The sequence below is a fragment of the Streptomyces sp. NPDC002520 genome (assembly GCF_053595235.1).
This window is the reverse complement of sequence record NZ_JBSFXG010000045.1, coordinates 36839-62744: the sequence shown is the minus strand read 5'-3', so window position 1 is coordinate 62744 and position 25906 is coordinate 36839. Positions and strand designations below refer to the sequence as shown.

At 71.3% G+C, this 25906-nt stretch carries 22 protein-coding genes; 13 read left to right on the top strand and 9 right to left on the bottom strand.

Annotation, left to right across the window (positions count from 1 at the left end; genetic code table 11):
* Nucleotide 1: 1 nt before the first annotated feature.
* Nucleotides 2-1645: an ABC transporter permease gene (locus ACWD5D_RS38840; RefSeq protein WP_451377515.1), complete on the bottom strand. Its 1644-nt coding sequence runs from the start codon at nucleotides 1643-1645 to the stop codon at nucleotides 2-4.
* Nucleotides 1642-2565 carry an ABC transporter ATP-binding protein gene (locus ACWD5D_RS38835; RefSeq protein ID WP_451377514.1) on the bottom strand — a complete coding sequence of 308 codons (924 nt, stop codon included), beginning with the start codon at nucleotides 2563-2565 and terminating at the stop codon, nucleotides 1642-1644. Before ACWD5D_RS38835 ends, ACWD5D_RS38840 begins: the two co-directional genes overlap by 4 nt.
* 74 nt (nucleotides 2566-2639) lie before the next feature.
* Between ACWD5D_RS38835 and ACWD5D_RS38830 the strand changes: the two genes are divergently transcribed.
* Nucleotides 2640-3137, top strand: a complete 498-nt coding sequence (locus tag ACWD5D_RS38830) for a GbsR/MarR family transcriptional regulator (protein ID WP_451377513.1) — start codon at nucleotides 2640-2642, stop codon at nucleotides 3135-3137.
* A gap of 87 nt (nucleotides 3138-3224) precedes the next feature.
* Nucleotides 3225-3836 (top strand): Uma2 family endonuclease, encoded by a 612-nt coding sequence (locus tag ACWD5D_RS38825; protein WP_451377512.1) that lies wholly within the window; start codon nucleotides 3225-3227, stop codon nucleotides 3834-3836.
* Here the strand turns inward: ACWD5D_RS38825 and ACWD5D_RS38820 are convergent, their stop codons facing one another.
* Entirely contained in the window at nucleotides 3837-4691 is an 855-nt protein-coding gene (locus ACWD5D_RS38820; protein WP_451377511.1) for a diacylglycerol kinase, read from the bottom strand. It abuts the gene before it with no gap.
* 196 nt (nucleotides 4692-4887) lie between these two features.
* On the opposite strand from ACWD5D_RS38820, the gene ACWD5D_RS38815 reads away from it, so the two are divergent.
* Together ACWD5D_RS38815 and ACWD5D_RS38810 are read left to right on the top strand one after the other, a co-directional pair.
* Nucleotides 4888-6171, top strand: coding sequence for an adenylosuccinate synthase (locus ACWD5D_RS38815; RefSeq protein ID WP_451377510.1), 1284 nt, complete (start codon nucleotides 4888-4890; stop codon nucleotides 6169-6171).
* Nucleotides 6172-6348: 177 nt separating this feature from the next.
* Nucleotides 6349-8166, top strand: coding sequence for a bifunctional metallophosphatase/5'-nucleotidase (locus tag ACWD5D_RS38810; protein WP_451377509.1), 1818 nt, complete (start codon nucleotides 6349-6351; stop codon nucleotides 8164-8166).
* Between the two features lie 142 nt (nucleotides 8167-8308).
* Here ACWD5D_RS38810 and ACWD5D_RS38805 read toward each other — a convergent pair whose 3' ends face one another.
* The 3 genes from ACWD5D_RS38805 to ACWD5D_RS38795 all read right to left on the bottom strand — a co-directional run bounded on the left by ACWD5D_RS38805 (nucleotide 8309) and on the right by ACWD5D_RS38795 (nucleotide 11223).
* On the bottom strand, nucleotides 8309-8959 hold the full coding sequence (locus ACWD5D_RS38805; protein WP_451377508.1) for a hypothetical protein: 651 nt from the start codon (nucleotides 8957-8959) through the stop codon (nucleotides 8309-8311).
* Between the two features lie 73 nt (nucleotides 8960-9032).
* Nucleotides 9033-9725: a GntR family transcriptional regulator gene (locus tag ACWD5D_RS38800; RefSeq protein ID WP_451377507.1), complete on the bottom strand. Its 693-nt coding sequence runs from the start codon at nucleotides 9723-9725 to the stop codon at nucleotides 9033-9035.
* Nucleotides 9726-9867: 142 nt separating this feature from the next.
* Nucleotides 9868-11223, bottom strand: coding sequence for an aminotransferase class III-fold pyridoxal phosphate-dependent enzyme (locus ACWD5D_RS38795; protein ID WP_451377506.1), 1356 nt, complete (start codon nucleotides 11221-11223; stop codon nucleotides 9868-9870).
* 298 nt (nucleotides 11224-11521) lie between these two features.
* Between ACWD5D_RS38795 and ACWD5D_RS38790 the strand changes: the two genes are divergently transcribed.
* Nucleotides 11522-13330, top strand: a complete 1809-nt coding sequence (locus ACWD5D_RS38790; RefSeq protein WP_451377505.1) for a serine/threonine-protein kinase — start codon at nucleotides 11522-11524, stop codon at nucleotides 13328-13330.
* 45 nt (nucleotides 13331-13375) lie between these two features.
* Here the strand turns inward: ACWD5D_RS38790 and ACWD5D_RS38785 are convergent, their stop codons facing one another.
* A complete protein-coding gene (locus ACWD5D_RS38785; protein WP_451377504.1) occupies nucleotides 13376-14125 on the bottom strand; it encodes an SLATT domain-containing protein in 750 nt (249 codons plus the stop codon).
* 336 nt (nucleotides 14126-14461) lie between these two features.
* Between ACWD5D_RS38785 and ACWD5D_RS38780 the strand changes: the two genes are divergently transcribed.
* The 7 genes from ACWD5D_RS38780 to ACWD5D_RS38750 all read left to right on the top strand — a co-directional run bounded on the left by ACWD5D_RS38780 (nucleotide 14462) and on the right by ACWD5D_RS38750 (nucleotide 20959).
* A complete protein-coding gene (locus tag ACWD5D_RS38780; protein ID WP_451377503.1) occupies nucleotides 14462-14803 on the top strand; it encodes a YbaB/EbfC family nucleoid-associated protein in 342 nt (113 codons plus the stop codon).
* 110 nt (nucleotides 14804-14913) lie between these two features.
* Nucleotides 14914-15513: a recombination mediator RecR gene (gene recR / locus ACWD5D_RS38775; RefSeq protein WP_067004569.1), complete on the top strand. Its 600-nt coding sequence runs from the start codon at nucleotides 14914-14916 to the stop codon at nucleotides 15511-15513.
* Complete coding sequence (locus tag ACWD5D_RS38770) at nucleotides 15506-16165, top strand: DUF5063 domain-containing protein (RefSeq protein ID WP_451377502.1); 660 nt, start codon at nucleotides 15506-15508, stop codon at nucleotides 16163-16165. The genes recR and ACWD5D_RS38770 overlap by 8 nt, the downstream gene beginning before the upstream one ends.
* 160 nt (nucleotides 16166-16325) lie before the next feature.
* Nucleotides 16326-17603 (top strand): aspartate kinase, encoded by a 1278-nt coding sequence (locus ACWD5D_RS38765; RefSeq protein WP_451377501.1) that lies wholly within the window; start codon nucleotides 16326-16328, stop codon nucleotides 17601-17603.
* Nucleotides 17603-18682: an aspartate-semialdehyde dehydrogenase gene (locus ACWD5D_RS38760; RefSeq protein ID WP_451377500.1), complete on the top strand. Its 1080-nt coding sequence runs from the start codon at nucleotides 17603-17605 to the stop codon at nucleotides 18680-18682. The genes ACWD5D_RS38765 and ACWD5D_RS38760 overlap by 1 nt, the downstream gene beginning before the upstream one ends.
* Before the next feature lie 346 nt (nucleotides 18683-19028).
* On the top strand, nucleotides 19029-19742 hold the full coding sequence (locus ACWD5D_RS38755; RefSeq protein WP_451377499.1) for a SigE family RNA polymerase sigma factor: 714 nt from the start codon (nucleotides 19029-19031) through the stop codon (nucleotides 19740-19742).
* Entirely contained in the window at nucleotides 19739-20959 is a 1221-nt protein-coding gene (locus ACWD5D_RS38750) for a hypothetical protein (RefSeq protein ID WP_451377498.1), read from the top strand. Before ACWD5D_RS38755 ends, ACWD5D_RS38750 begins: the two co-directional genes overlap by 4 nt.
* A 68-nt stretch (nucleotides 20960-21027) precedes the next feature.
* On the opposite strand, the gene ACWD5D_RS38745 is transcribed toward ACWD5D_RS38750, so the two are convergent.
* Entirely contained in the window at nucleotides 21028-21897 is an 870-nt protein-coding gene (locus tag ACWD5D_RS38745) for an SURF1 family protein (protein ID WP_451377497.1), read from the bottom strand.
* 192 nt (nucleotides 21898-22089) lie between these two features.
* Between ACWD5D_RS38745 and ACWD5D_RS38740 the strand changes: the two genes are divergently transcribed.
* Nucleotides 22090-23919 carry a S9 family peptidase gene (locus ACWD5D_RS38740; RefSeq protein ID WP_451377496.1) on the top strand — a complete coding sequence of 610 codons (1830 nt, stop codon included), beginning with the start codon at nucleotides 22090-22092 and terminating at the stop codon, nucleotides 23917-23919.
* Between the two features lie 54 nt (nucleotides 23920-23973).
* On the opposite strand, the gene ACWD5D_RS38735 is transcribed toward ACWD5D_RS38740, so the two are convergent.
* Nucleotides 23974-25872 (bottom strand): NAD-binding protein, encoded by a 1899-nt coding sequence (locus ACWD5D_RS38735; RefSeq protein ID WP_451377526.1) that lies wholly within the window; start codon nucleotides 25870-25872, stop codon nucleotides 23974-23976.
* Between the last annotated feature and the right edge of the window lie 34 nt (nucleotides 25873-25906).

Below are 25906 nucleotides of genomic sequence, written 5' to 3'. Positions count from 1 at the left end.
GTCACGAGACCATGTCCCGCCTCCGCAACCCCACAAGCCCCGCCGTCACCAGCGCCATTGCCAGGGCCGTGAGGATCAGGACCGGGGGCCACGACATCTCGCCGCCCGGCATCTTCGGCAGATGGCCGAAGGGGGAGAGGTCCAGGATCGCCTGGGGGAGGTCCAGGACCGGGCCGATCCAGCCGATCAGGAGGATCGCGCCGGCGACTCCCCAGGACGCCGTCGCCGCTCGGGGGAGCAGGCCGTAGAGCGCGACCGCCACCGCGCCGACCACCCAGATCGCGGGTACCTGGAGCAGACAGGCGCCCAGGATCGGTCCGGCCTCCTTGCCGTAGCCCGCCGCGAAGCCCAGGCCCGTCAGCAGCATCAGCACCACCGTGCCGCCGAAGGCGATCACCAGGTGACCCGCCGCCCAGCGCAGGCGCCCCACCGCGGCCGCCAGGAGCGGTTCCGCCCGGGACGACGTCTCCTCGCCGTTCAGGCGGAGGGTGGAGGACACGATGTACAGCGCCGCGATCAGTCCCATCAGGCTCACCATCGACGCCAGGAACGCGTCCGTCAGGCCCGCGTGGCCTCCCAGCCGCTGGAACATCTCCCTGGCCTGCTTGTTGTTGCCGACCAGGTCCGCCGCGCCGTCCGTCAGGCCGCCGTAGACCACTCCGGCCAGGAAGAAGCCGATCGACCAGCCGAGGACGCCGCCGCGCTGGAGGCGCCAGGCCAGTGCACCGGCGGATGCCAGCTTTCCGGTGGCCGGGCCCGGTCGGGTGGGCAGGAAGCTCATGCCGATGTCGCGGCGGCCGGCCAGTGTGTAGGCGGCCGCCGCCTGCACGGCCACCGCCGCGACGAACAGGAGCAGGACCCACCAGCGGTTGCCCGCGAAAGAGTGGGTGTACTCCAGCCAGCCGAGCGGGGACAGCCACGTCAGGACGGACGAACCTCCCCCGGTGCCGAGAGCCTGGGAGGTGCCCCCGGTCGTCGACGAGTCGCCCGCCGCTCGCAGGACGAAGGCCGCTCCGAGGACCGCGGCCGTCAGGCCCCGGGCCAGGCGTGCGCTCTCCGTGAGCTGGGCGACGATCGCCGCCGTCGTGGCGAAGACCATGCCCACCCCGAAGAGGGCGAGGGCGAAGCAGAGGGCTCCCGCGGGGCCGTGGTTCGACAGGCCCGCGGTGACCAGCAGGGCCAGGGCCGCGTTCGCCACCGCCGCCGCCAGGAGGCTCGCCGTCAGCGGGGCGCGGCGGCCCACCATGCCGGACGACACCAGCTCCTGGCGGCCGCTCTCCTCCTCGTCGCGGGTGTGCCGTACGACCACCAGCAGGCTGGTCACGGCGGCCACAGCGCCCGCGTAGATCCCTACGCGCCAGGCCGTCAGTGCGCCCAGCGACGTGTCGAAGACCGGTCCCACCAGGGCGCGCAGCGAGGCGTTGGTGGCCATCTGGTGGGCCAGGTCGGCTCGTTGGGTCGCGGTGCCGTAGAGGGTCTTCAGCGAGGTCGGCATGGACAGGACCATCAGCGTGTTCACCGCCACCCAGACCGGGATCAGCACCCGGTCCTGGCGCAGGGCGAAGCGCAACAGGGTGCCTGTGCCGGCCAGCGGGCGGGTGCCGGCGGAGGGCAGGGCGGAGGCCGGGGCGGTCGTGGCGGTCATCGCGCGGCCGCCTCGGCCGTCTCGGCTGCCTCGGCTGCCTCGTCCTGGTAGTGCCGCAGGAACAGCTCCTCCAGCGTCGGCGGGGTCGAGGTGAGGGACCGTACGCCCGACTCGCTCAACTGCCGCAGGACGGCGTCGAGTTTGTCGGTGTCCACCTGGAGGCGGACGCGACGGCCCTGGACGTCGAGGTCGTGGACGCCGGGCAGGTGGGCCAACCCGTTGGGCGGGCCCGCCAGTTCGGCCTTGACGCTGGTGCGGGTGAGGTGGCGCAGGTCGGCCAGCGATCCGCTCTCGACCGTGCGGCCCTTGCGGATGATGCTGACCCGGTCGCACAGCTGCTCCACCTCGCTGAGGATGTGGGAGGAGAGCAGGACGGTGCGGCCCCGGTCGCGTTCCTCCTCGACGCAAGCCTGGAAGACCTCCTCCATCAGCGGGTCCAGGCCCGAGGTCGGCTCGTCCAGGATCAGCAGATCCACGTCGGAGGCGAAGGCGGCGACCAGGGCGACCTTCTGCCGGTTGCCCTTGGAGTAGGTGCGGCCCTTCTTGGTGGGGTCCAGCTCGAAGCGTTCGATCAGCTCCGCCCGGCGCCGGGTGTCGAGGCCTCCGCGCAGCCTGCCGTAGAGGTCGATGACCTCGCCGCCGGAGAGGTTGCGCCACAGGGTCACGTCGCCGGGGACGTAGGCGATCCGGCGGTGCACCTCGACCGCGTCCGCCCACGGGTCGCGGCCCAGCACCTGTGCGGCGCCCGAATCGGCGCGCAGCAGGCCGAGCAGGACCCGGATGGTGGTCGACTTGCCGGCGCCGTTGGGGCCGAGGAAACCGTGCACCTCACCGGCCTCGACGTCCAGGTCGAGGCCGTCCAGCGCGTGCGTACGGCCGAAGGACTTGTGGAGTCCGGCGACCGTGATTGCCTTCGTCATGCTTCGGAACGTACGTGACTTTCAGAAAATTGTGAAGTTAAGGAACTGTGAAAACCGTCGTTAGGATGAACCGCATGACGGAATCACCTGGGGCCGGGCGGGACACGGAGGCCGTGTCGAGGTTCGTCGAGTCCTTCGCGGCGCAGCTCGTCGAGGCCGGGATGCAGCGCATGCCCGCCCGGATCTTCGCCGCGCTCCTCTCCTCCGACGAGGGCGCGCTGACCTCCGCCGAACTGGGTGAGCAGCTCCAGGTCAGCCCCGCCGCCGTCTCCGGCGCGGTCCGCTACCTCGCCCAGCAGCACATGGTGTCCCGGGAGCGCGAGCCCGGCTCACGGCGCGAGCGCTACCGCGTGCACGCCAACCAGTGGTACGAGGCCCTCACCAACCGTGAGGCCGTCATCAAGCGGTGGGAGGCCGCCCTGCGCGCGGGCGTCACCAGTCTGGGCGCCGAGACCCCCGCGGGGCGCCGCATGGCCGAGACGCTCGCCTTCTTCGAGTTCGTCGACGACGAGATCGCCGCCATGATGGAGCGGTGGCGGGTGCACCGCGACAGGACCTTCGGTCAGGGGTGACCCCCCGTTTTCGCGAGTGGATCACCTTGGTGTGCGTGATTGGCTACGCTGAGTTGTGGCTGGTTTGTCGCGCGAGGAGGGCGCATCATGACGTTGATGGCAGAGCGACTGGTGATAAGCGACTCCAAGCCCCGTGACGGCTTCGAGGAGATGCTGGACTTCCTCGACGAGCTGAACGTGCCCGACGGCTACAAGGCCGAGATCATCAGGGGGAACATCGTCTTGTCGCCGTGGTCGAAGGCCTACTACGCGGACGTGATGGACTCAGTTTGCGAGCAACTGCGGCCCCACCTCCCTGAGGATCACCGCATCAGCTGGGGGCCCTTGCTCTACGTCTTCCCGGGCCTCGAACGTGCCTACGGTCCTGACATCCATGCTGCTCACCGGCGTGCTCGTCGTAGCACCAGCAACCGCCTCGACGGAGAGTCCCTCTCGTTCGTTGCGGAGCTGACCTCCCCCGCCACGCGGGACGTCGACCTGACCGACAAGGTGGAGGTCTATGGCAAGGCGGGCATCCCCGTGTACCTGCTGCTCGACATGCAGGAGGAAGAGGCCACCGTCTTCTGGTCGCCCTCGGGCCGCGGGTACGAAGGGCGCTTCACCAAGCCCTTCGGCGAGAAGCTCTACATCCCGGAGCCTTTCGACTGTTCCCTGGACACCGCCGATTTCCAGGCGCCCGAAGAACCGGACGCGGACTGACTAGGACGATGACGGCAACACCAGCCCCCACGCCCCCTCCAGCGCACTCCACGTCCGCCTCCGCACCGGCCCCGAGACCGCCGCGTCGGCCCGGTAGCGGAAGTCCCCGCCCGCCACGGTCACCGCGCGCCCCGAGAGCCTGAACGCGGTCTCCTCCGCGCCCACCGGCAGCGGCCGGACCTCCACCTGGGCGAGCCCGCCGGAACCCGGCGTCACCGACACCGCCTCCACGGGCCGGTCCAGGTCCACGACCGTCTCGCCGTCGACCTCCACCCGCAGCCGGGACGGGCCGGGCCCCGGTATGCCGGCCGGGCGGACGGCGGGCCGGGGAGCGAGGGTGCGCACCAGGGAGCGGTACGTCGAGCGCAGCCACGGCCGCCCGGGAACCGTCGCCACCGGTTCGCCCGCGTCCGCCCGCTCCGGCGCCGGCGGAATGCCCAGCGCGCCCAGGACGACGCCGTCGCTGTCGTCGACCAGCAGGTCCAGGCGCCGCTCCACCCCCTCCAGCACGGCCCGCGCGGCCGCCACCGTCCCGGCGGGCACGCCGAGGGACCGGGCCAGGCCCGCCTCCCCGACCGGCACCACCGACAGTGCGCATCCGGCCAGCTCGCGGTGGCGGTGCAGCAGGGTCACCGCGCGGACCAGGGCCCGGTCGTCGCCGACCACGACCGGGCGCCGGGACCCCCGCCGGCCGAGGACCCGGGCGAATTCCGCCGGCCCCTCCGGCAGGCACACCTTGGCCGCCGCACCCGCGCTGAGCACGTCTTTCGCGATGCGTACGGACTCCCCGTCCGCCTGCCGTGCCGCCGGATCGATGATCACCAGCAGCTGATCGGACGTCGCGAAAGTCGCCACCTCGGTCCTGCCTCGCTTCCTCGGGTAGCATCTTTGTGCAAGAGCCCCTTGCGCTATTGCGCCAGGGGCTTCGTCTATTCCGGGGCATCCGGTCCGACGGTTCGCGACCAACGGCGGTCGCTGTGGCACGCGGCGGTGAACCATACGCCGACGCCTCCGACCTTGGACATGCCCCGCCCGGAAGGGGTGTACGCGCGTGCCCGCACTTGTGCTGCTCGGTGCTCAGTGGGGTGACGAAGGCAAGGGAAAGGCGACGGACCTGCTCGGTGGCTCCGTCGACTATGTGGTGCGTTACCAGGGTGGTAACAACGCCGGCCACACGGTGGTCGTCGGCGACCAGAAGTACGCACTTCACCTGCTCCCTTCCGGAATCCTCTCGCCCGGCTGTACGCCGGTCATCGGCAACGGTGTCGTCGTCGACCCGTCGGTCCTGCTCTCCGAGCTGAGCGGCCTGAACGAGCGTGGTGTCGACACGTCCAAGCTCCTGATCAGCGGTAACGCGCACGTCATCACGCCGTACAACGTGACCGTCGACAAGGTGACGGAACGCTTCCTCGGCAAGCGCAAGATCGGTACCACCGGCCGCGGCATCGGTCCGACCTACTCCGACAAGATCAACCGCGTCGGTATCCGGGTCCAGGACCTGTACGACGAGTCGATCCTGGAGCAGAAGGTCGAGGCGGCCCTCGACGTCAAGAACCAGATCCTCACCAAGCTCTACAACCGGCGCGCCATCGCCGCCGAGCAGGTGATCGAGGAGCTGCTGGGCTACGCCGAGCAGATCAAGCCGTACGTCGCCGACACGGTGCTGATCCTCAACCAGGCCCTGGAGGACGACAAGGTCGTCCTGTTCGAGGGCGGTCAGGGCACCCTCCTCGACATCGACCACGGCACGTACCCCTTCGTCACCTCCTCGAACCCGACCGCGGGCGGCGCCTGCACCGGTGCCGGCGTGGGCCCGACGAAGATCAGCCGGGTCATCGGCATCCTCAAGGCCTACACGACCCGCGTCGGCGCGGGCCCGTTCCCGACGGAGCTGTTCGACGAGGACGGCGAGGCGCTGCGCCGCATCGGCGGCGAGCGCGGTGTGACCACCGGCCGCGACCGCCGCTGCGGCTGGTTCGACGCCGTGATCGCCCGCTACGCGACCCGTGTGAACGGTCTGACGGACTTCTTCCTCACCAAGCTCGACGTCCTCACCGGCTGGGAGCAGATCCCGGTCTGCGTGGCGTACGAGATCGACGGCAGGCGCGTCGAGGAGCTGCCGTACTCGCAGTCGGACTTCCACCACGCCAAGCCGGTCTACGAGACGCTGCCGGGCTGGTCCGAGGACATCACCAAGGCGAAGTCCTTCTCCGACCTGCCGAAGAACGCCCAGAACTACGTCAAGGCGCTGGAGGAGATGTCCGGCGCCCCGATCTCCGCGATCGGCGTGGGTCCGGGCCGCGACGAGACGATCGAGATCAACTCGTTCCTGTAGTCACGTCGAGCCCATGGGCCTGTTGTTCAGGAGCCCTTCACGGGCCGGTCATGGACATGAAGTTCCTTGACCGGCCCTTGGGCTGTTCGTGGTTCTCAGGGGATGAGCCGAAGGCAAGCATCTACGCGGGTAGTTGCCTGTGTTCCTCCCTCGTCGTCCTCGTCCCAGGAGCCCTGAATGCCCTTCAGCCCCATGAACCGCCGGGAGTTCGTGAAGAAGTCGGCCGTCACCGGGGCGGCCGTCGCCGCCGCCGGGAGCGTGGCGGCGGCGCCCGCGCGGGCGGCCGAGCAGGAGAGCGGACACCGGCCCCGCACCTGGTCGTTCTCGATCCTCGGCACCACCGACCTGCACAGCCACGTCTTCGACTGGGACTACTACAAGGACGCCGCCTACACCGACAAGGCCGGCAACTCCTGCGGTGTCGCCCGGGTCGCCACGCTCGTCAAGCAGCAGCGGGAGGCCAAGGGCGAGGACCGGGTCCTGCTGGTCGACGCCGGTGACATCATCCAGGGCACCTCCCTGGCCTACTACTTCGCCCGCGTCGACCCGATCACCGGCACCGACGGCACGGACGGCCCCCGGCACCCGATGGCCGTCGCCATGAACCACATGCGCTACGACGCCGCCGCCCTCGGAAACCACGAGTTCAACTACGGCATCGACGTCCTGCGGAAGTTCGAGAGCCAGTGCCGCTTCCCGCTCCTCGGCGCCAACGCGCTCGACGCGAAGACCCTGCGGCCCGCCTTCCGGCCGTACACCGTGAAGCGGATCCGCGTGCCCGGCGCGCCCGACATCAAGGTCGGCGTCCTCGGCCTCACCAACCCCGGCATCGCCCTGTGGGACAAGGACAACGTCAGCGGGAAGATGGTGTTCCCGGGGCTGGTGGAGCAGGCGAAGAAGTACGTGCCCCGGCTGCGCGCCCTCGGCTGTGACATCGTCTTCCTCACCGACCACTCCGGCCTCGACGGCTCCTCGTCCTGGGGCGACTCGCTCCCCTACGTCGAGAACGCCTCCAACCTGGTCGCCGAGCAGGTCCCCGGCATCGACGCGATCCTCGTCGGCCACACCCACGTCGAGGTGCCGTCGTACACCGTGAAGAACGCCGAGACCGGCGAGGAGGTGCTGCTCTCCGAGCCGTACTGCTGGGGCTACCGCCTCAGCGTCTTCGACTTCGAGCTGGAACTCCACCACGGCCGGTGGAAGGTGACGGGCAAGACGGCCCAGACCCTCAACCCCAACACGGTGGACGAGGACGCGGAGATCAGGACGCTCCTGGAGGCCGACCACGAACTGGTGGTGAAGTACGTCAACACGGCGGTCGGCACCTGCACGCAGGACCTCTCGGCGGCGGAGTCCTGCTGGAAGGACGTGCCGATCATGGACTTCATCCACAAGGTGCAGATGGAGACCGTGAAGTCGGGCCTGTCGACGGCCGACGCGGCGCTCCCGCTCATCTCCGTCGCCGCGCCCTTCAGCCGCACCGCCGACATCCCGCAGGGCAACGTCACCATCAAGGACGTCGCCGGCCTCTACATCTACGACAACACCCTCTACGGCAAGAAGCTCACCGGCGCGCAGCTCAAGGACTACCTGGAGTTCGCGGCGAAGTACTACTACCAGGTCCCGGCCGGTACGAAGGTCGACACCGCGACCCTCACCAACGCCAACAAGTTCTGGGACTACATGTACGACACGGCGGCGGGCGTCGACTACGAGATCGACATCGCCGGGCCGGAGGGGTCGCGGATCAGGAATCTCAGCTACGACGGCGCCCCGGTCTTTGACAGCCAGGTCTTCGTGGTGGCCGTCAACAACTACCGGGCGAACGGCGGTTCGGGCTACCCGCACATCGCGACGGCCGACATCGCGTACAGCTCCACCAACGAGATCCGCCAGCTGATGATCGACTACGTGACGGCCAAGAAGGCGCTGGACCCGGCCGACTTCGCGGTCACCAACTGGAAGCTGACGCAGAACGGCACGCCGGTGTTCTGAGCGCCCGGCCGCCCGCTTCCCGGCCGGGAAGCGGGCGGACATACGGCCTGTTGCTCAACTTCCTTCAGGCGCAGCAGCTTTGCGCACGCCGACCGAACCGGCCGTGTGGGCTGCACCAGTCGAACGAGCCGAGTCGGCCGAGTCAGCTGAACACGATCATCGAGCCCTGGGCCAGGCTCCGGGTCGCCGCCGCGTGCAGGCCCAGCCACACGTGCCGCTCACGGGCGAACGGGCTCGGGTCGTACGGCGCCGGGACGGCCGGTTCCTCCAGCTCCGTGGGGGAGGCCGGCGGGGCCGGGGAGGCCGGCGGGTTGGCCGGGTCGATGCCGATCGCCGGGGCGATGTACTCCAGCTCCCGCAGAAGCGCGTGCGAGGAGCCCAACGGGCCGCCGCCCTCGAGGAGTTCGTCGGAGGACAGGGGCTGCGGGAAGTCGACGGGGACGTAGGCGCCGGCGTGGTCGTAGTGCCAGACCAGATGGGACTGCTGCGCGGTGGACTCGAACATCTCCAGCAACTGCTCGTAGTCGCCGCCGAGTTCGTCCACCGGAGTCACCGGCAGCTGGCAGACCTGGAGCAGATAGGCCCGGCGCAGGAAGTGCAGCGCGTCGTAGTCGAAGCCGGCCACCGGGGCGACCTCGCCGGACAGGCCCGGCATGTACTGGTACACCGGCACCGGCGGGAGACCGGCCGCGGCCAGCGCGTTGTTGTAGTGCGCGAGTTCCTCGGCGAAGGGGTTGTCCGGGGTGTGGCACAACACGTCGACGAGCGGTACCAGCCACAGGTCACAGGCCAAAGAGAGCTCCTCGCATCATCGGCACGCACGCGTACACGCGCACAGCAGGTGGTCTGGGAAGGGTAACGGTCCCTTACCCGTTGGTCAGGCGTTCCACCAGCTCCAGGGAGTGCGCGTTGGCGGCGGCGACGATCGCCTGCGCCGCCTCGGGCTCGCGCCGGGACAGCGCGTCGACCAGCTCCGTGTGCCCGGCCCACAGCCGGCCGCGCACATCGGGCACCCGGCGCAGGTGCTGCACCGCGCACACCCAGGACTGCACGCGCAGCCGGTGCAGGAAGTCGGCGAGGTAGGGGTTGCCGAACAGACCGCTCAGCTCGCGCCAGAAGCGCAGGTCGTAGCCGATGAGCACGCCGAAGTCACCGGCCGCCGCGGCCCGCTGGGCCTCCTCGCCGCGCCGGCGCACCGCGGCCAGCGCGGCGGCCGTACGGGGGCCGGCGGACTCGGCGAAGGCGGGGTGGCCGGTCGTGAGGCTCTGGAACATGCCGTCGGTGACCATGCTCCGGGCCTCGATCATGCTCCGGTAGTCGGCCACCGAGTACTCGGGGACGCGGAAGCCGCGGTGCTGGTCGGCCTCCAGGATGCCCTGCGCGGACAGGTCGACCAGCGCCTCGCGCACCGGGGTCGCCGAGACGCCGTACTGGTCGGCGATCTCCTTGACGGTGAGCGCCCGGCCCGGCGTCAGGCGCCCCGCCAGCACCTCGTCACGCAGCGCGTCCGCGATCTGCCGGCGCAGGGTGTCGCGCGTCACGGTGCCGTTGCCGGGCATGGTCCGGGACTCTCCTCATGCGAAGGGGTGACGTACTCGCACGATCTCGCCCGCTCCTTACGAGTTCTTGCGAGTTCTTGCGAGTTCTTACGAGCACGTCACCTTACGCGTTCGAGTCAGCCCGGCGGCAGCCGTCGTCCCGTCACACAGTGTGCTCGTCGGCGACGCTCAGGGCCGCGTCCAGGGCCGCGAGACCCTCCTTCAGCTCGGCCTCCGTCACGTTGCACGGCGGCACCACATGGGTGCGGTTCATGTTCACGAAGGGCCACAGGCCGTGCTTCTTCGCGGCGGCCGTGAAGGCGGCCATGGGGGCGTTCGCCTCGCCGGCCGCGTTGTACGGCACCAGCGGCTCGCGGGTCTCCCGGTTCTTCACCAGTTCCAGCGCCCAGAACATGCCGGTGCCGCGGACCTCGCCGACGCTCGGGTGCCGCTCGGCCAGCTCGGCGAGACCGGGGCCGACGACGCTCTCGCCGAGCCGCTCGGCGTTCTCGACGACGCCTTCCTCCGCCATCACGTTGATCGTGGCGACGGCGGCGGCGCAGGCCAGCGGGTGCCCGGAGTAGGTCAGACCGCCCGGGTAGGGCCGCTTGCCGAACGTCTCCGCGATCTTCCCCGAGATGGCGACACCGCCGAGCGGCACGTATCCCGAGTTCACGCCCTTGGCGAAGGTCATCAGGTCCGGGACGACGCCGAAGAGATCGGCCGCGAACCACTCACCGGTGCGCCCGAACCCGGCCATGACCTCGTCCAGGACGAAGACGATCCCGTACTTGTCGCACAGCTCCCGCACCCCGGCGAGGTAACCGGGCGGCGGCATCATGATCCCGGCGGTACCCGGAACGCTCTCCAGGATGATCGCGGCGATCGTGGCGGGCCCCTCGAAGGCGATCGTCGTCTCCAGGTGCTCCAGCGCCCGCGCGCACTCCTGCTCCTCCGTCTCCGCGTAGAAGCGGGAGCGGTAGAGGAAGGGCGCCCAGAAGCGCACGACACCGGCGGTCGCGCTGTCGGAGGCCCAGCGGCGCGGGTCACCGGTGATGTTCACGGCCTGCTGCGTACCACCGTGGTACGACCGGTACGCCGACAGCACCTTCGGGCGGCCCGTGTGCAGCCGGGCCATGCGCACCGCGTGCTCGACGGCGTCGGCGCCGCCGTTGGTGAAGAAGATCTTGTCCAGGTCGCCGGGGGTGCGCTCGGCGATCAGCCGGGCGGCCTCCGAGCGGGCCTCGATCGCGAAGGCGGGCGCGAAGGTGGTCATCTTCGCGGCCTGCTCCTGGATCGCGGCGACGACCCTGGGGTGCTGGTAACCGATGTTGGTGTAGACGAGCCCGCTGGTGAAGTCCAGGTACCGCTTGCCGTCGTAGTCCCAGAAGTACGACCCCTCGGCGCCGGCGACGGCGAGCGGGTCGATGAGGTCCTGGGCGGACCAGGAGTGGAACACGTGCGCACGGTCCGCGGCCTTCACTGCGGCGCCGGCTTCTGGATTGGGCTGAGGGGTCATGCGGGCGAGCGTAAATGTCCGGCATGCGGACGCGACATCGGCGTCCTGTTCCGTGGGCGGGCGGTTTCCGCGACAGGTTGTCGACAGGTGGCCGACGAGGTGCCGCCGCAACGCGGACCGGACGCGGGCCGGACGAGATCGGGGAGTGACCAGGGAGTGACCGGGGTGTGATCGCGTCCGTCCCGGAACCGCGGACACGGCTGCGGACGACTCCTCAGTGCGGTCGCACTATTCTCGGTCCGGTGCACGCGTAGGGGATCGCGTACGGGGTGCGCGCTCGGGGGAAGGCGGGGCGGGCGTGGAGAAGCTGGGACCGGGGGATCCGCTGCGCATCGGCGCGTACCGGCCGCTGGCGCGGTTGGGTGCGGGCGGCATGGGGCACGTGTATCTGGCCCGCTCGGAGCGGGGTCGTACCGTCGCCGTGAAGCTGGTCCGGCCGGAGCTGGCCGCGCAGGAGGAGTTCCGGGCGCGGTTCCGGCAGGAGGTGGAGGCCGCGCGCAAAGTCGGCGGTCACTGGACCGCCCCCGTGCTGGACGCGGACACCGAGGCCCCGGTGCCGTGGGTGGCGACCGGCTACGTGGCCGGGCCGAGCCTGCAGCAGGTCGTCGGACACGATCACGGGGCACTGCCCGAGCGGTCGGTACGGATCCTCGCCGCCGGGCTCGCGCACGCGCTGAAGGACATCCACGCGGCCGGGATCGTGCACCGGGATCTGAAGCCCTCCAACGTCCTCGTGACCATCGACGGGCCGCGAGTGATCGACTTCGGGATCGCGCGGGCGCTGGAGACGGCCTCGGGGGACGGGCTCACCCGAACCGGTTCGCTGGTCGGGTCGCCCGGCTTCATGGCGCCCGAGCAGGTGCGCGGGGACCGGGTCACCGCGGCCTGCGACGTGTTCTGCCTGGGGTCCGTCCTGGCCTACGCCGCCACCGGCGTGCTGCCCTTCGGGGGCTCGGACAGCGGCGTGCACGCCGTGATGTTCCGGATCGCGCAGGAGGAGCCCGACCTGGAGGGAGTACCGGAAGGCATCGCCGACCTGGTGCGCCAGTGCCTGCGGAAATCTCCCGCCGCCCGCCCCACCCTGGACCACATCCTCGAACACACGGGCGCCGAGGACACCGTCTCCGACGGCCGCTCCCACGACCCCTGGCTCCCCAGCGCCCTGGTCGCCCAACTGGGCCGCCACGCCGTCCGACTCCTCGACACCGAAACCCCCACCTCCACCCCGGCCGACCCCACGCCACCGACCCCCACAGCCGTCGCCCCCGGCTCCATCCCGCCGCACCGGTCCGTACAGGGAACCCCTGGGACCCCACCGCACCGGCCCGCGCCCCCCGGGTCGATCCCGCCGCGCCCATCCGCTCCCTCGCCCGCCGACGGTGGGTTCGCCCCACAGGGGCCACCCGCACTCGCCGACGAAGCCCGCACAGGTGGTGCGGGTGTGAACCCGAACCCGGTCGGAGGCCGGGTGCCCACCCACACACCCGCACCCGCACCCGTCTATCGCACCCCGCCCCCGTACGTCGCCGCCTACCCCCCACCCCCGTACCACCAGTACGGCCTTCCACACGCACAACCCCGCGAGCGCGGAAACGCCCGCTCCACCGTCCTCCTGATCGTCGTCGCCCTCGTCGTCGCCCTGGGCGCCGGCGGCTCCGTCTACGCCCTGATGCAGCACGGCGACGACCACGGAGCCGGCGGCCCGACCAGCTCCACCTCACCCCGCGCCACGACCCCCGCCCCCAAGAACGGCGTGATCCCCGAGTCCTACCTGGGCACCTGGAGCACCACGATCGACGGCACCGACGGCACCAGCACCCGCCGGCTGACCATCACGCAGGGCCACGTCGGCGACACGGTCCTCACCCTCGTCGCCGACGGCCCCACCGAGGGCGGCGGCTCCTACCACTGCGTGTTCGAGGCGACACTGGCCGAACGCCCCGGCGGGGACGGCCCGTTGGAGATCGGCCCGTCCACCGTCAGCTCCGGGGAGCCCGCCTCCTCCTGCTCCCCGGGCGAGGCCACCGAGGTCACACTGCTGCCGGAGGGAAAGCTGAAGCGGGCGAAGAGGAGCGGCGGAGAGAGCCTGACCTACGGCAGACAGTGACCCGAACCAACCGCCCCGTTGTCGGCCGCCGAACCCAGCGGAGCGCTACCGCGGCTCCGGCGGGCGCTGCCTCGGCATGTTCGGCCGGGTGCCGTTGGCCGAGGAGAGGGGGAACCTGCCCGTGGACCCGCCCGACTCCGGCCGGGCGCCGGACGTCACCGCCGCCTGGATGCCCAGAGGCGCCGAGCCGGTACGGAACTCGACCATCCAGTCCGCCGTCTCCAGGCGGACGAGGTCGGTGACGTCCTCGGAGAACTTCCGCAGCACCCCGAGACAGCGCTCGGCTGCCTCGCTGGCCGTCCCCTCGGCCGGGCCGAGAACCTCTCGTACGCACTCGGACGCCCAGTCGAACTGCAGCGCCTGCAGCCGCCGGTGCACGGCCTGCGCGGTGGCCACGTCCCTTATCCAGCCGGAGGTCACGCCGAAGGACCGGTCGACGGCGACGCAGGCCACGGCGACGAGCAGAGCCAGGTAGCCCCAGGGCGCGACCCCGCCGAGCACCCGGGTGAGGTCCAGCAGCGGCAGCGCGGCCCCGACGACCGCCCCCGCCGCCGTCCCGGCCCGCAGCGCCCGTGCGGCGCGCCGCTTCCACACCCGGTCCTCGAGGTACCAGGCCGCGGTCTGCAGAGCCCCGCGCTCCACCCACCGGTACAGCTCGTCCAGCCGCTCGGCCGGCTCGCCCCAGTCGCCGAGCGGAAGGGCCCGCCCGGTCAGATCGCCCGGCCGCAGCCCGGCCGCACCCTCGCCCCACCCGTCCTGAGGCGGACCCTCGGGCTGCATCTCCGGCTGACCCACCCGGCACTCCCTAATGACACGACACCGAACTCGACACCCGATACACGGGACAGAACACGGCACACACGGCACAGAACATGGCGCGGAAACGCGACTTGGACACGATCGCTCACGCTGCGTGACATTGGATGCCGACGTGCGGCCCCCTTCCTACCGCCCAATGGGTGGCGGAGAGACCGCTTTCGCGCATTTTCCGCTCGGAAGGGGGCCTTGATCAGGTATAGACCCGGTGACGTTCTCACTCGAAAGAGTGGCGGGGCGATGGCCGCGTAGACCACGTAGGCTCGTGCACAACGGAGAAGCAGCCGAGAGCGCACGAGGAACCAGGAGCTGATCGTGATCCCCGGTGGTGGCCAGCCCAACATGCAGCAGTTGCTCCAGCAGGCCCAGAAGATGCAGCAGGAACTGCAGCGGGCGCAGGAGGAACTGGCGAACACGGAGGTCGAGGGGCAGGCGGGTGGCGGCCTGGTGCAGGCAACCGTGACCGGTTCCGGCGAGCTGCGCGCGCTGAAGATCGACCCGAAGGCGGTGGACCCGGAGGACACCGAGACCCTCGCCGACCTGATCGTGGCGGCCGTCCACGCGGCCAACGAGAACGCGCAGAGCCTCCAGCAGCAGAAGCTCGGCCCGCTGGCGCAGGGCCTGGGCGGCGGCGGTATCCCCGGTCTGCCGTTCTGATCCGCTGACCGTTCTGGTGTTCGCCACCTGCGCGACACCCCCGCCGCCTTCCTAGGACAGGCGGCAGCCAACTACGGTACGTACCGAAAGGTCTCCAGGAGGGCAGTCCGTTGTACGAAGGCGTGGTCCAGGACCTCATCGACGAGCTGGGGCGGCTGCCCGGCGTCGGTCCGAAGAGCGCGCAGCGGATCGCCTTCCACATCCTCCAGGCGGAGCCGACGGACGTGAAGCGGCTCGCGCAGGCCCTCCTGGAGGTGAAGGCGAAGGTCCGCTTCTGCGCGACCTGCGGCAACGTGGCACAGGAAGAGCTGTGCAACATCTGCCGCGACCCGCGCCGTGACCCGTCGGTCATCTGTGTGGTCGAGGAGCCCAAGGACGTCGTGGCGGTCGAGCGCACCCGCGAGTTCCGGGGCCGCTACCACGTGCTGGGCGGCGCGATCAGCCCGATCGAGGGTGTCGGCCCGGACGACCTGCGGATAAGGGAGCTCCTGGCCCGGCTGGCCGACGGCACGGTCACCGAGCTGATCCTCGCCACGGACCCCAATCTCGAGGGCGAGGCGACGGCGACGTACCTCGCTCGCATGATCAAGCCCATGGGCCTGAAGGTCACCCGCCTGGCCAGCGGCCTCCCGGTGGGTGGCGACCTGGAATACGCGGACGAGGTCACTCTCGGCCGCGCCTTCGAGGGGAGACGACTCCTAGATGTCTGACGCCACGCTGCACGCCACGTCGCGGAACCCGGACGACTTCGCGGTCCAGGTCGCGGACCAGATCGAGAGCTTCCTGGTGGCCGTCTCCGAGGTGGCGAGGGGCGACGAGCCCGGCTCGACGGTGCCCTTCCTGCTCCTGGAGGTCTCCCAGCTGCTGCTGGCCGGCGGCCGCCTCGGCGCGCACGAGGACATCCTCCCCGACGAGCGCTACGAGCCCGACCTGGGCCCGGAGCCGGACGTCGACGAGCTGCGCGAGAACCTGGCCCGGCTGCTGGAACCGGTGGACGTCTACTCCGAGGTCTTCGACCCGTACGAGCCCCGCAAGGCCCCCGTTCCCGCCCGGATCTCCGACGACGTGGCCGGCATCATCACCGACCTGCGCCACGGCATGGCCCACTACCGCTCGGGCCGCACCACGGAGGCCCTGTGGTGGTGGCAGTTCTCCTACTTCTCCAACTGGGGCCCGACCGCCTCGGCCGTTCTGCGCGCCCTCCAGTCCGTGCTCATCCACGTCCGCCTCAACCAGCCCCTGGAGGAGCTGGACGGTCTCGACACCGACCAGGGCGTGGGCGACGACACCCTGGAGATCGAGGCGGGCCGGGTGATGGCCGAGGAGATCGGCGCACGGCTGGGGATGCGTCCGGCCACGTAGGGCCGGCACATGTGACCCGGCGCACGTTCCGAGTGGCGGGCGGCGCGCTGGGCAGGTTCGGGACCGAGCGACCGAATGTCTCACCATGCGGGAGCAGGACGGCGGATTTCGGGCGCTCGATAGACTGAGCCGACACAAACGAACCGAGCGAGGAGCGCACGTGGGCCTTGTCGTGCAGAAGTACGGAGGCTCCTCCGTAGCCGATGCCGAGGGCATCAAGCGCGTCGCCAAGCGGATCGTGGAAGCCAAGAAGAACGGCAACCAGGTGGTTGTCGTGGTCTCCGCGATGGGCGACACGACGGACGAGCTGATCGATCTCGCCGAGCAGGTTTCACCCATGCCTGCAGGCCGGGAGTTCGACATGCTGCTGACCGCCGGAGAGCGTATCTCCATGGCCCTGCTGGCCATGGCGATCAAAAACCTGGGCCACGAGGCCCAGTCGTTCACCGGCAGCCAGGCAGGCGTCATCACCGACTCGGTCCACAACAAAGCCCGGATCATCGACGTCACGCCGGGCCGTATCCGCACCGCGCTCGACGAGGGCAACATCGCCATCGTCGCCGGTTTCCAGGGCGTCAGCGCCGACAAGAAGGACATCACCACGCTGGGGCGCGGCGGGTCCGACACCACGGCCGTGGCGCTGGCCGCCGCGCTCGACGCCGAGGTCTGCGAGATCTACACCGACGTCGACGGCGTGTTCACCGCCGACCCGCGCGTGGTGAAGAAGGCGAAGAAGATCGACTGGATCGCCTTCGAGGACATGCTGGAGCTCGCCGCCTCCGGCTCCAAGGTGCTGCTCCACCGTTGTGTGGAGTACGCCCGCCGTTACAACATCCCGATCCACGTCCGCTCGTCCTTCAGTGGACTGCAGGGCACGTGGGTCAGCAGCGAGTCGATTCAGCAAGGGGACAAGAAGGTGGAGCAGGCCATCATCTCCGGTGTCGCGCACGACACCTCCGAGGCCAAGATCACGGTCGTCGGTGTGCCGGACAAGCCGGGCGAGGCCGCCGCGATCTTCCGCACCATCGCCGACGCGCAGATCAACATCGACATGGTCGTGCAGAACGTGTCGGCCGCGTCCACGGGCCTGACCGACATCTCCTTCACGCTGCCCAAGACCGAGGGTCGCAAGGCCATCGACGAACTGGAGCGGAACAAGGGCGGCATCGGCTTCGACTCGCTGCGCTACGACGACCAGATCGGCAAGATCTCCCTGGTCGGCGCCGGTATGAAGACGAACCCGGGCGTCACCGCGACCTTCTTCGAGGCGCTCAGCAACGCCGGGGTCAACATCGAGCTGATCTCGACCTCCGAGATCCGTATCTCGGTCGTCACCCGTGCCGACGACGTTCCCGAGGCCGTGCGCGCCGTGCACAGCGCCTTCGGGCTCGACTCCGACACCGACGAGGCCGTCGTCTACGGAGGAACCGGCCGCTGATGGCGCCGACCGGCAAGCCGACACTCGCGGTCGTGGGAGCGACCGGAGCCGTCGGCGCGGTCATGCTCCAGATCCTGTCCCAGCGCGCGGACGTCTGGGGCGAGATCCGTCTGATCGCCTCGCCGCGCTCGGCCGGCCGCAAGCTGACCGTGCGCAGCGAGGAGACCGAGGTCGTCGCGCTGAGCGAGGAGGCCTTCGACGGGGTCGACGTCGCGATGTTCGACGTGCCCGACGAGGTCTCCGCCGAGTGGGCGCCGATCGCCGCCGCGCGCGGTGCGGTCGTCGTCGACAACTCGGCCGCCTTCCGCATGGACCCCGACGTGCCGCTCGTCGTCCCCGAGGTCAACGCGCACGCGGTGCGCACCCGGCCGCGCGGCATCGTCGCCAACCCCAACTGCACGACCCTGTCGATGATCGTCGCCCTGGGCGCGCTGCACGCCGAGTTCGGGCTGCGCGAGCTGGTGGTGTCGTCGTACCAGGCGGTGAGCGGGGCCGGGCGGGCCGGGGTGGAGACGCTGCGGGCCCAGCTGTCCCTGGTGGCCGGTACGGAGCTGGGGACCGCACCCGGTGACGTGCGGCGGGCCGTGGGGGAGGACACCGGGCCGTTCCCGGAGCCGGTCGTGCTCAACGTCGTCCCGTGGGCCGGATCGCTCCGTGCGGACGGCTGGTCGTCGGAGGAGATGAAGGTGCGGGACGAGTCCCGCAAGATCCTCGGACTGCCCCAGCTGCCGGTCGCCGTGACCTGTGTGCGGGTGCCTGTGATCACCACGCACTCGCTGACCGTCCACGCCCGCTTCCAGGGCGAGGTGAGCGTCGACGGCGCCCGCGAGATCCTCGCCACCGCCCCCGGCGTCGTCCTGTACGACGACCCGGCCGCCGGTGAGTTCCCCACCCCCGCCGACGTCGTGGGCACCGACCCGACCTGGGTCGGCCGGGTGCGGCGGGCCCTGGACGACCCGACCGCGCTCGAACTCTTCGTGTGCGGCGACAACCTGCGTAAGGGCGCGGCGCTCAACACCGCGCAGATCGCGGAGCTGGTGGCGACGGAGATCACAGGCGACGGCCCTGACCGAGAGTAAGACGTTTGTAGGATCCTTTTAAGAACTGTGGCCGGAAGCATGGTCCAAACCACTTGAACCGGCAACCACGGCAACAGAGGATTTTCCTCCCCGCCCTCCGCAACCGCGCGGAGGGCGGGGAGCGTCTTTGCGGTCACCCTCGGTGGGCTCTGAACCCACCCACGGTGGGCCCGGGGGGCGTGAGGATCCTGGCGTGGGGACGCCGCGGTCGGGGCGTGGGGACGCCCGTTCAAATGGCATATAGGGGAAGAGCGGGGCGCATGACGGCACTTGAGGCACCGTCGGTTGTCGCACTTGTGACGTCCGGCACGTACAACCCTTGCGGGGGTAAACGTGTCCAACTGGCGTGGCAGAGGTACTCGAACTCACCCCCAGGCTCTTCGAGCAGGGGGTATCCCCAGCGGCCCGCGGCACCGCGGCTCTCCGGCCGCCCCGCGCGGCACACCGTCCGCGCCTGGCCGGTCCGGCCGGCGGCATGCCGGTGATCGCGCCCATGCCCGCGACGAGACCCACCCGCATACCCAGCCAGCGTGACGGCGCCGAGGACACCACGTCCAGCGCGGCCGCCGGGACCACGGTCGACCATCTCACCGAGACCTACCGCGCGCACTACCGCTCGCTCCTCGGTCTCGCCGCCCTGCTGCTCGACGACACCGCCTCCTGCGAGGACGTCGTCCAGGAGGCGTTCATCCGGGTCCACTCGGCCCGCAAGCGCGTCCGCGACCCCGAGAAGACCCTCGCCTACCTCAGACAGACGGTCGTCAACCTCTCCCGCTCCGCCCTGCGCCGGCGCATCCTCGGCCTGAAGCTCCTCTCCAAGCCGATGCCGGACATGGCGAGCGCGGAGGAGGGTGCCTACGACTCGCTGGAGCGGCGCGACCTCATCAAGGCGATGAAGGGCCTGCAGCGCCGCCAGCGCGAGGTCCTCGTCCTGCGCTACTTCGCGGACATGACGGAGGCCCAGGTCGCCGAGACGCTCGGCATCTCGCTGGGCTCGGTGAAGGCGTACGGTTCGCGGGGCATCGCCGCGCTGCGGGTGGTCATGGAGGCGCGCGCATGAGCGACGACTCCGAAGGGGGCGATCCACATGAACGCCTCTCCCACGAACGCCATGAGCCCTACGCCTGGCGCGAACCGACGAAGCAGCACGAGCAAGAGCACACGCCATCGCACGCTGGGAACGGAACTGTGAACCACGGCCCCGACGAGAAGAGCCCCGAGGGGCTCGGCGACAAGGGTTCCGAGGAACTCGGCCAGGGCCCCGACGGGCTCGCACCGGACGAGCAGGCGCTGCGCCGGCTGCTGCACACGGCGGTCGACGACATCGAGCCGCGCACCGGCACGCTGGACCATCTGCGCCGGGCGGTGCCCGCACGCCGGGCCCGCAAGCGCCAGGCGGCCGTCGGGATGGCGGCGGCGGCCCTGTTCGTCGGCACGGCGATCCCGGCCCTCGTGCACGTCTCGAACGCCGGCGGCTCCGACCCCAACACCGCCATGGCCGGCCAGTCCTCCCAGAGCGAGGGCGGCAACGGCCAGAGCAAGCACCCGGACGGCGGCAGCAGCGGCATCGGCGGCTCCCACAGCCAGACTCCCGGTCCCGGCCAGGAAACCGGCAAGCCCGATAACCCGGGCAAGCCCGATGGCAGCGGCACCGGTTCGACCAGCGCCGGCCCGGCCGCCACCGCGACCGCGGGCATCCTGGCCTGCACGTCGGCCCAGCTGGGCGCCACCGGCACCGCCGCCGCCCCCGACACGGCGGGCGCGGTTTACGGCACCTTCCGCGTCACCAACGTCTCCGGCACCCCGTGCACGGTCACCGGCGGGGTCTCGGTCAGCGCCACCGCACAGGGCGCGGCGGACCAGGCCAAGCTCGCCGTCGCCGGGCATGTGGCGGGGGACGCGGCGACGGGCCTGCCCGACCCGGCCCTGGCGGTCTCCAGCCTTGTCCTCCAGCCGGGCGCGGCCTACGAGGAGAAGTTCGCCTTCGTGCCGTCGGAGACCTGTCCCACCACGGGCGGCAGCAGCACCGGCGGTTCGAGCGGCGGCGGCCCCTCGCCCGACCCCTCGCCCTCGCAGAACGTGAGCACGGGCGGCGGCAGCACGGCCCCCGGCACCTCGTCGGGTGCCACTACCCAACTCGCCACCGAGGAGGGGACGGCCGACGGCAGCGTCGTCGTCACCTACACCGGAGAGACGGGCGCCCCGTCGGCGACGGCGCTGGTGCCGAACGCGTGCGCGGGAACCGTGTACTACACCGGGGTGCTCGCGGGGTCGTAGACCCGCGCGGGGCCCCGGGTGCCGGGCTCCGGGTGCCGCGAGCGTCGCCCGACAGGTGGGCGGGGCGCTCAGACGGCGGTCGGGGCGGAGGTGCCCTCCTGGTCCTGCCTGTGGTCCTGTGCCTGCCTCTGGTCCTGCGCCTGACTCTGGTCCTGCGCCTGACCCTGGTCCTGTTCCTCTTCCGGCGCCAGACCGAGCGCCGCGTCCCGCTGGAACTCCACCTCGCGGCGCAGCAGCCGGAACCACATGAAGACCGTGAAGCCCGCGAAGACGAACCACTCACCGGTGTATCCGAGGTTCTGGAACGCCTTCAGGTCCAGGCCGGTGCCCGTCGGCGCGGTCGCGGGCACGGCCTTCATGCCCGCGTCGGCCTTGTCGAGGGTCACCCAGGCGTCGTACAGCTTGTCAGGCACCAGGTTGACGAGCGTTGCCGAGCTGATCGCCCCCGTCTGCCCGGCGGGCAGCCCGCCCTGGGCGGGGACGCCGTTGTCCCCGGGCGTCTCGGGCGCCTGCAGCGCGCCGGTGGCGGTGACCTCGCCGGCCGGTGGCGCGGGCGCCTTCGCCGCGTCCGCCGCGCCGGGGATCCAGCCCCGCACCACGGGCAGGGACGTGCCCGACGCGGTGCGCAGCAGGGTCAGTACGTAGAAGCCGTTCCTGCCGTCCAACTCCCGGCCGGGTACCAGGAGCTGCTTGCCGTACCGGCCGGTCGCGGTGACCCGCCGTCCCGAGGTGCTCTTGTCGACCGGCAGCATGTCCGCCAGCGGCCGGGCCGACTCGCCGTCGTCGGAGGCGGCCTGCTCGGTGGCGGTGCGATGTTCCTGCACCCGCCCCTCGAAACGGCTCAGCTGCCAGGACCCCATGAAGATGCAGAAGGGGATGGCGAGCAGCACGAAGACGTTGATGCCCCACCAGCGCGATGTCAGCAGAAACCGGTACACGCCCTCCACGGTACGGCGCCGCCGCAGGAGTCCGGGGCGCGGGGTTCGTCCTTGGTCCGCCCTGTGGACGGGCGTCAGCCCCCGGCGTCCTCGGTCCCGCGAGGGTGGCCGCGGTGCCCGGGGGCGCGAAGTTATCCACAGGCTGGGCACAGCGGCCAGCGGATTGTGGGCGCGGCCAGGCACTATGGGGGCATGACTGGGGAGAAGAGTGAGAGCAGGACGCCGGACACGCCGGACACATCGGGCATGCCGGACTGGGAGAAGCGCTTCCGGGCGCCGCGGGTCTCGCTGCCCGACTGGGCGGAGGACGCGCCGGACCACTCCCTGTTCGTGTCGAACGCGACGGGCACGTACGAGCTGTACGCGTGGGACCGGGCGAGCGGCGCGCAGCGGCAGGCGACGGACCGGCCCAACGGCACCACGGACGGCATGCTCTCCCCGGACGGGGCGTGGATCTGGTGGTTCGACGACAAGGACGGCGACGAGTTCGGCATCTGGCGCCGCCAGCCCTTCGGCGGCGGCGCGGACGAGCCGGCCGTTCCCGGCCTCGACCCCTCCTACCCGGCCGGCCTGGCCCTGGCGCGTGACGGTCGCGCGGCGGTCGTCGGCCGCTCCACGGACGAGGACGGTACGACCATCCACCTCGCCCGTGAGGGCGAGGACCCGGTGGAGATCTACCGGCACCGTGAGTCGGCCGGCGTCGGCGACCTCTCGCACGACGGCTCGCTGATCGCCGTCGAGCACACCGAGCACGGAGACGCCATGCACGCGGCCCTGCGCGTGCTGCGCCCGGACGGCACGACGGTCGCCGAGCTGGACGACACCAAGGGCGGTACCGAGGAACTGGGCCTGGAGGTCCTGGGCTTCGCCCCCGTCGCCGGCGACACCCGCCTGCTCATCGGCCACCAGCGCCGCGGCCGCTGGGAGCCGCTGGTGTGGGACGTGGCGACCGGCGAGGAGACGGCCCTGTCCCTGGACCTGCCCGGTGACGTCGGCGCCGAGTGGTACCCGGACGGCAGCGCCCTGCTCGTCGCCCACAGCCAGGAGGCCCGCAGCGAGCTGTTCCGCTACGACCTGGCCGGCCACGAACTGACCCGCATCCCCACCCCGCCCGGCACGGTCTCCGGGGCGACCGCCCGCCCCGACGGCAGCGTGGAGTACCTGTGGTCGTCGGGCGCCCAGCCGCCGACGGTCCGTTCGACGGCGGGCGGTGTGGTCCTGGACCCTCCGGGCATGACGTGCCCGTCCTCCGTGTCCGTGGAGGACGTCTGGGTGGAGGGCCCCGGCGGCCGCATCCACGCCCTCGTCCAGAAGCCGGCGGGCGCCACCGGCCCCCTCCCCACGGTCTTCGACCTGCACGGCGGCCCGACCTGGCACGACAGCGACTCGTTCGCCGCGGGCCCGGCCGCCTGGGTCGACCAGGGCTACGCGGTGGTCCGCGTCAACTACCGCGGCTCCACGGGCTACGGCCGCGCCTGGACGGACGCCCTCAAGCACCGGGTCGGCCTGATCGAGCTGGAGGACGTGGCGGCCGTCCGCGAGTGGGCGGTCAGCTCCGGCCTCGCCGACCCCGCCCGCCTGGTCCTCACCGGCGGCTCCTGGGGCGGCTACCTCACCCTCCTCGGCCTCGGCACCCAGCCCGACGCCTGGACGGTGGGCATCGCCGTCGTGCCGGTCGCGGACTACGTCACGGCGTACCACGACGAGATGGAGTCCCTGAAGGCCATGGACCGCACCCTGCTGGGCGGCACCCCCGAGGAGGTCCCCGAACGCTTCGAGGCCTCCTCCCCGCTGACCTACGTCGACCGGGTCGAGGCCCCCGTCTACATCTCCGCGGGCGTCAACGACCCCCGCTGCCCCATCCGCCAGATCGACAACTACGTCAAGCGCCTGGAATCCCGCGGCGCCCCCCACGAGGTCTACCGCTACGACGCCGGCCACGGCTCCCTGGTCGTGGACGAACGCATCAAGCAACTCCGCCTCGAAATGCAGTTCGCGGAGAAGCACTTGCCCCAGCGGTAGGGAGCACTCGCGCGCGGCCCGGGGTGGCCGAACTCGCTCACCCCGGACCACGGGTCAGATCAGTTCGGCCAGGCCCCGGCGGGTGGCGGCAACGACGACGCGGTCGCCCTTGCTCAGCACATGCCCGCCGGAGACGTCCGCACGGCCCTCCAGGGCCAGCACCCGGAACGCCCCGGCCCGGAAAGCCTCCCGCACGGTCCGCCCCTCCAGCTCCGGGTTGCCGGCCACCTCGACCGAGGCGAAGAGCAACACCCGTCGCTCCACGGGAACCGCCCCCAGAATCCGCCGCCCCAGCATCGCCCCGGCGAACGCGGGCGTGGACATGTGGGACACGCTCCGGCTCCGGGTCGACGCCTGCGGATGCGCGGCACGCAGGGTGCGGTACACCGCGGTCGCGAAGTCGTCGTCGTACAGCCGTAGCACCACCCGCAGATCCGGCCGTACGGACCGCGCGTACAGCACGGCCTCCAGATTCGTCGTGTCCGCGCTGGTCACCGCGAGCAGCGCGTGGGCCCGGTGGATCTTCGCGGCCTCCAGCACCCCTTCCTGTGTGACGTCCCCGAGCACCACCGGCACCCGCAGCCGCCGCGCGGTCGCGAGTCCCCGCGCCTCCGGGTCGGACTCCACACACACCACGGGGACCTGCAGTTCCCGCAGCCGGGTCAGCACCCGCGTGCCGATCTTCCCCAGCCCCAGCAGCACCACATGCCCGCCCAGCCCACGCGGCGGTTTACGCAGCGCGGAGGCCGTGCGGAAGGTGCCGAGCGCCTCCAGCACGGCGGCCAGCAGGACCGGGAGCAGCAGCAACCCCATCAGCCCGGACAGCAGTTGCAGGATCTGCCGCCCGAGCGACTTCCCGAGCGCCGGGTCGTCGATCGCGAACATGTCCAGCAGCGTCAGATAGAAGGCCCCCAGCGGATGAATGCCGGTGACCGCCCACAGCGCGACGGCGAGCGCGCCCACGCATCCCACGAGCCCGGCCAGCGACCAGCGCAGCCGCCGCGAGAACAGTGAGGCGAGCGGCGGCACGGCGCCCACCCCGCGCGCGGCGGTCGCCGAGGACGCGGCGCCGGCGTCGGAGACCTGCTCCAGGACGACGGCGGGGCGCCCGTGTGCCTGGCGTACCTCCTCGTCGTCCGGGAGCAGTTGGGGCCCCTGCTCCCTGCCGTTCTCGACCGCGGAGAGCAGGGCCAGGGTGCACAGCCCCGGATCCGTGACGAGGCCGCCCGGGGGCGGGGTCCGTTCCACGGCCCGCAGCAGCAGCCCCTCGGTCTGGACGACCTTGCTGGTGCCGGCGACCGCGGTCGCCGCGAGCGCGGGCGCGGCGGTGTCGGCGTCGGACAGGACGGTCGTGGAGGCCTCCAGGGAGCCCTCCTCGCCGTCACCGGCCGCCAACGTGGCGGCCTGGTCGAGGAGTTCCTCGATGTGCTGGCCCAACCGGCGGTTGTAGAGGCGCAGGACGAGCCGGAGGCGTGGGTTGAGGCGGCGGGCGGTGAGTGCGGCGCGGATGTTGGTCTCGTCGTCGTCGTACACGAGCGCGAGCGCGGCGGCCCGTTCCACCCCGGCGTCGGCGAGCACGGCCTCGCTGGGTTCGGTGGCCTCCAACACCCGCCCGCCGTCGCTCCGTTGTCGCCCGCTGCCCGCGGTCCCCGTACTCCCGCCGCTTCCTCCGCTCCCGCCTCCGGAACTCCCGCTTCCTCCGCTCCTGCTTCCTCCGTTCCCGGGTCCGCCGCTCGGGGCCGGGGTGGTGTTCCCGTTGCCGCCGCCCCGCCCGACGGTCGCGTTGACCATCCGGTCGAACAGCGACGTCGAGGCGGACCGGGACCGGCCGACCACCGGGGGCCGGACGGTGCCCTCGTGCGGCGGTACGACGAGGACGACCTGCTCGCCGTAGACACCGCGCAACTCGGCCGTCAGCCGGTGCGCGAGCCCGTCGTCGCCGCACACCACCATGTGCGCCGACGGGTCACTGGATCCACCTTGGTAC

What these genes read in the sequence shown, in the direction of transcription:
- ACWD5D_RS38740 (WP_451377496.1), top strand. Translation starts at nt 22,090, where the DNA reads ATGACTGGGGAGAAGAGTGAGAGCAGGACGCCGGACACGCCGGACACA.
- ACWD5D_RS38750 (WP_451377498.1), top strand. Translation starts at nt 19,739, where the DNA reads ATGAGCGACGACTCCGAAGGGGGCGATCCACATGAACGCCTCTCCCAC.
- ACWD5D_RS38810 (WP_451377509.1), top strand. Translation starts at nt 6,349, where the DNA reads ATGCCCTTCAGCCCCATGAACCGCCGGGAGTTCGTGAAGAAGTCGGCC.
- ACWD5D_RS38840 (WP_451377515.1), bottom strand. Translation starts at nt 1,645, where the DNA reads ATGACCGCCACGACCGCCCCGGCCTCCGCCCTGCCCTCCGCCGGCACC.
- ACWD5D_RS38760 (WP_451377500.1), top strand. Translation starts at nt 17,603, where the DNA reads ATGGCGCCGACCGGCAAGCCGACACTCGCGGTCGTGGGAGCGACCGGA.
- ACWD5D_RS38830 (WP_451377513.1), top strand. Translation starts at nt 2,640, where the DNA reads ATGACGGAATCACCTGGGGCCGGGCGGGACACGGAGGCCGTGTCGAGG.
- ACWD5D_RS38825 (WP_451377512.1), top strand. Translation starts at nt 3,225, where the DNA reads ATGACGTTGATGGCAGAGCGACTGGTGATAAGCGACTCCAAGCCCCGT.
- ACWD5D_RS38800 (WP_451377507.1), bottom strand. Translation starts at nt 9,725, where the DNA reads ATGCCCGGCAACGGCACCGTGACGCGCGACACCCTGCGCCGGCAGATC.
- ACWD5D_RS38835 (WP_451377514.1), bottom strand. Translation starts at nt 2,565, where the DNA reads ATGACGAAGGCAATCACGGTCGCCGGACTCCACAAGTCCTTCGGCCGT.
- ACWD5D_RS38795 (WP_451377506.1), bottom strand. Translation starts at nt 11,223, where the DNA reads ATGACCCCTCAGCCCAATCCAGAAGCCGGCGCCGCAGTGAAGGCCGCG.
- ACWD5D_RS38735 (WP_451377526.1), bottom strand. Translation starts at nt 25,872, where the DNA reads ATGGTGGTGTGCGGCGACGACGGGCTCGCGCACCGGCTGACGGCCGAG.
- ACWD5D_RS38770 (WP_451377502.1), top strand. Translation starts at nt 15,506, where the DNA reads ATGTCTGACGCCACGCTGCACGCCACGTCGCGGAACCCGGACGACTTC.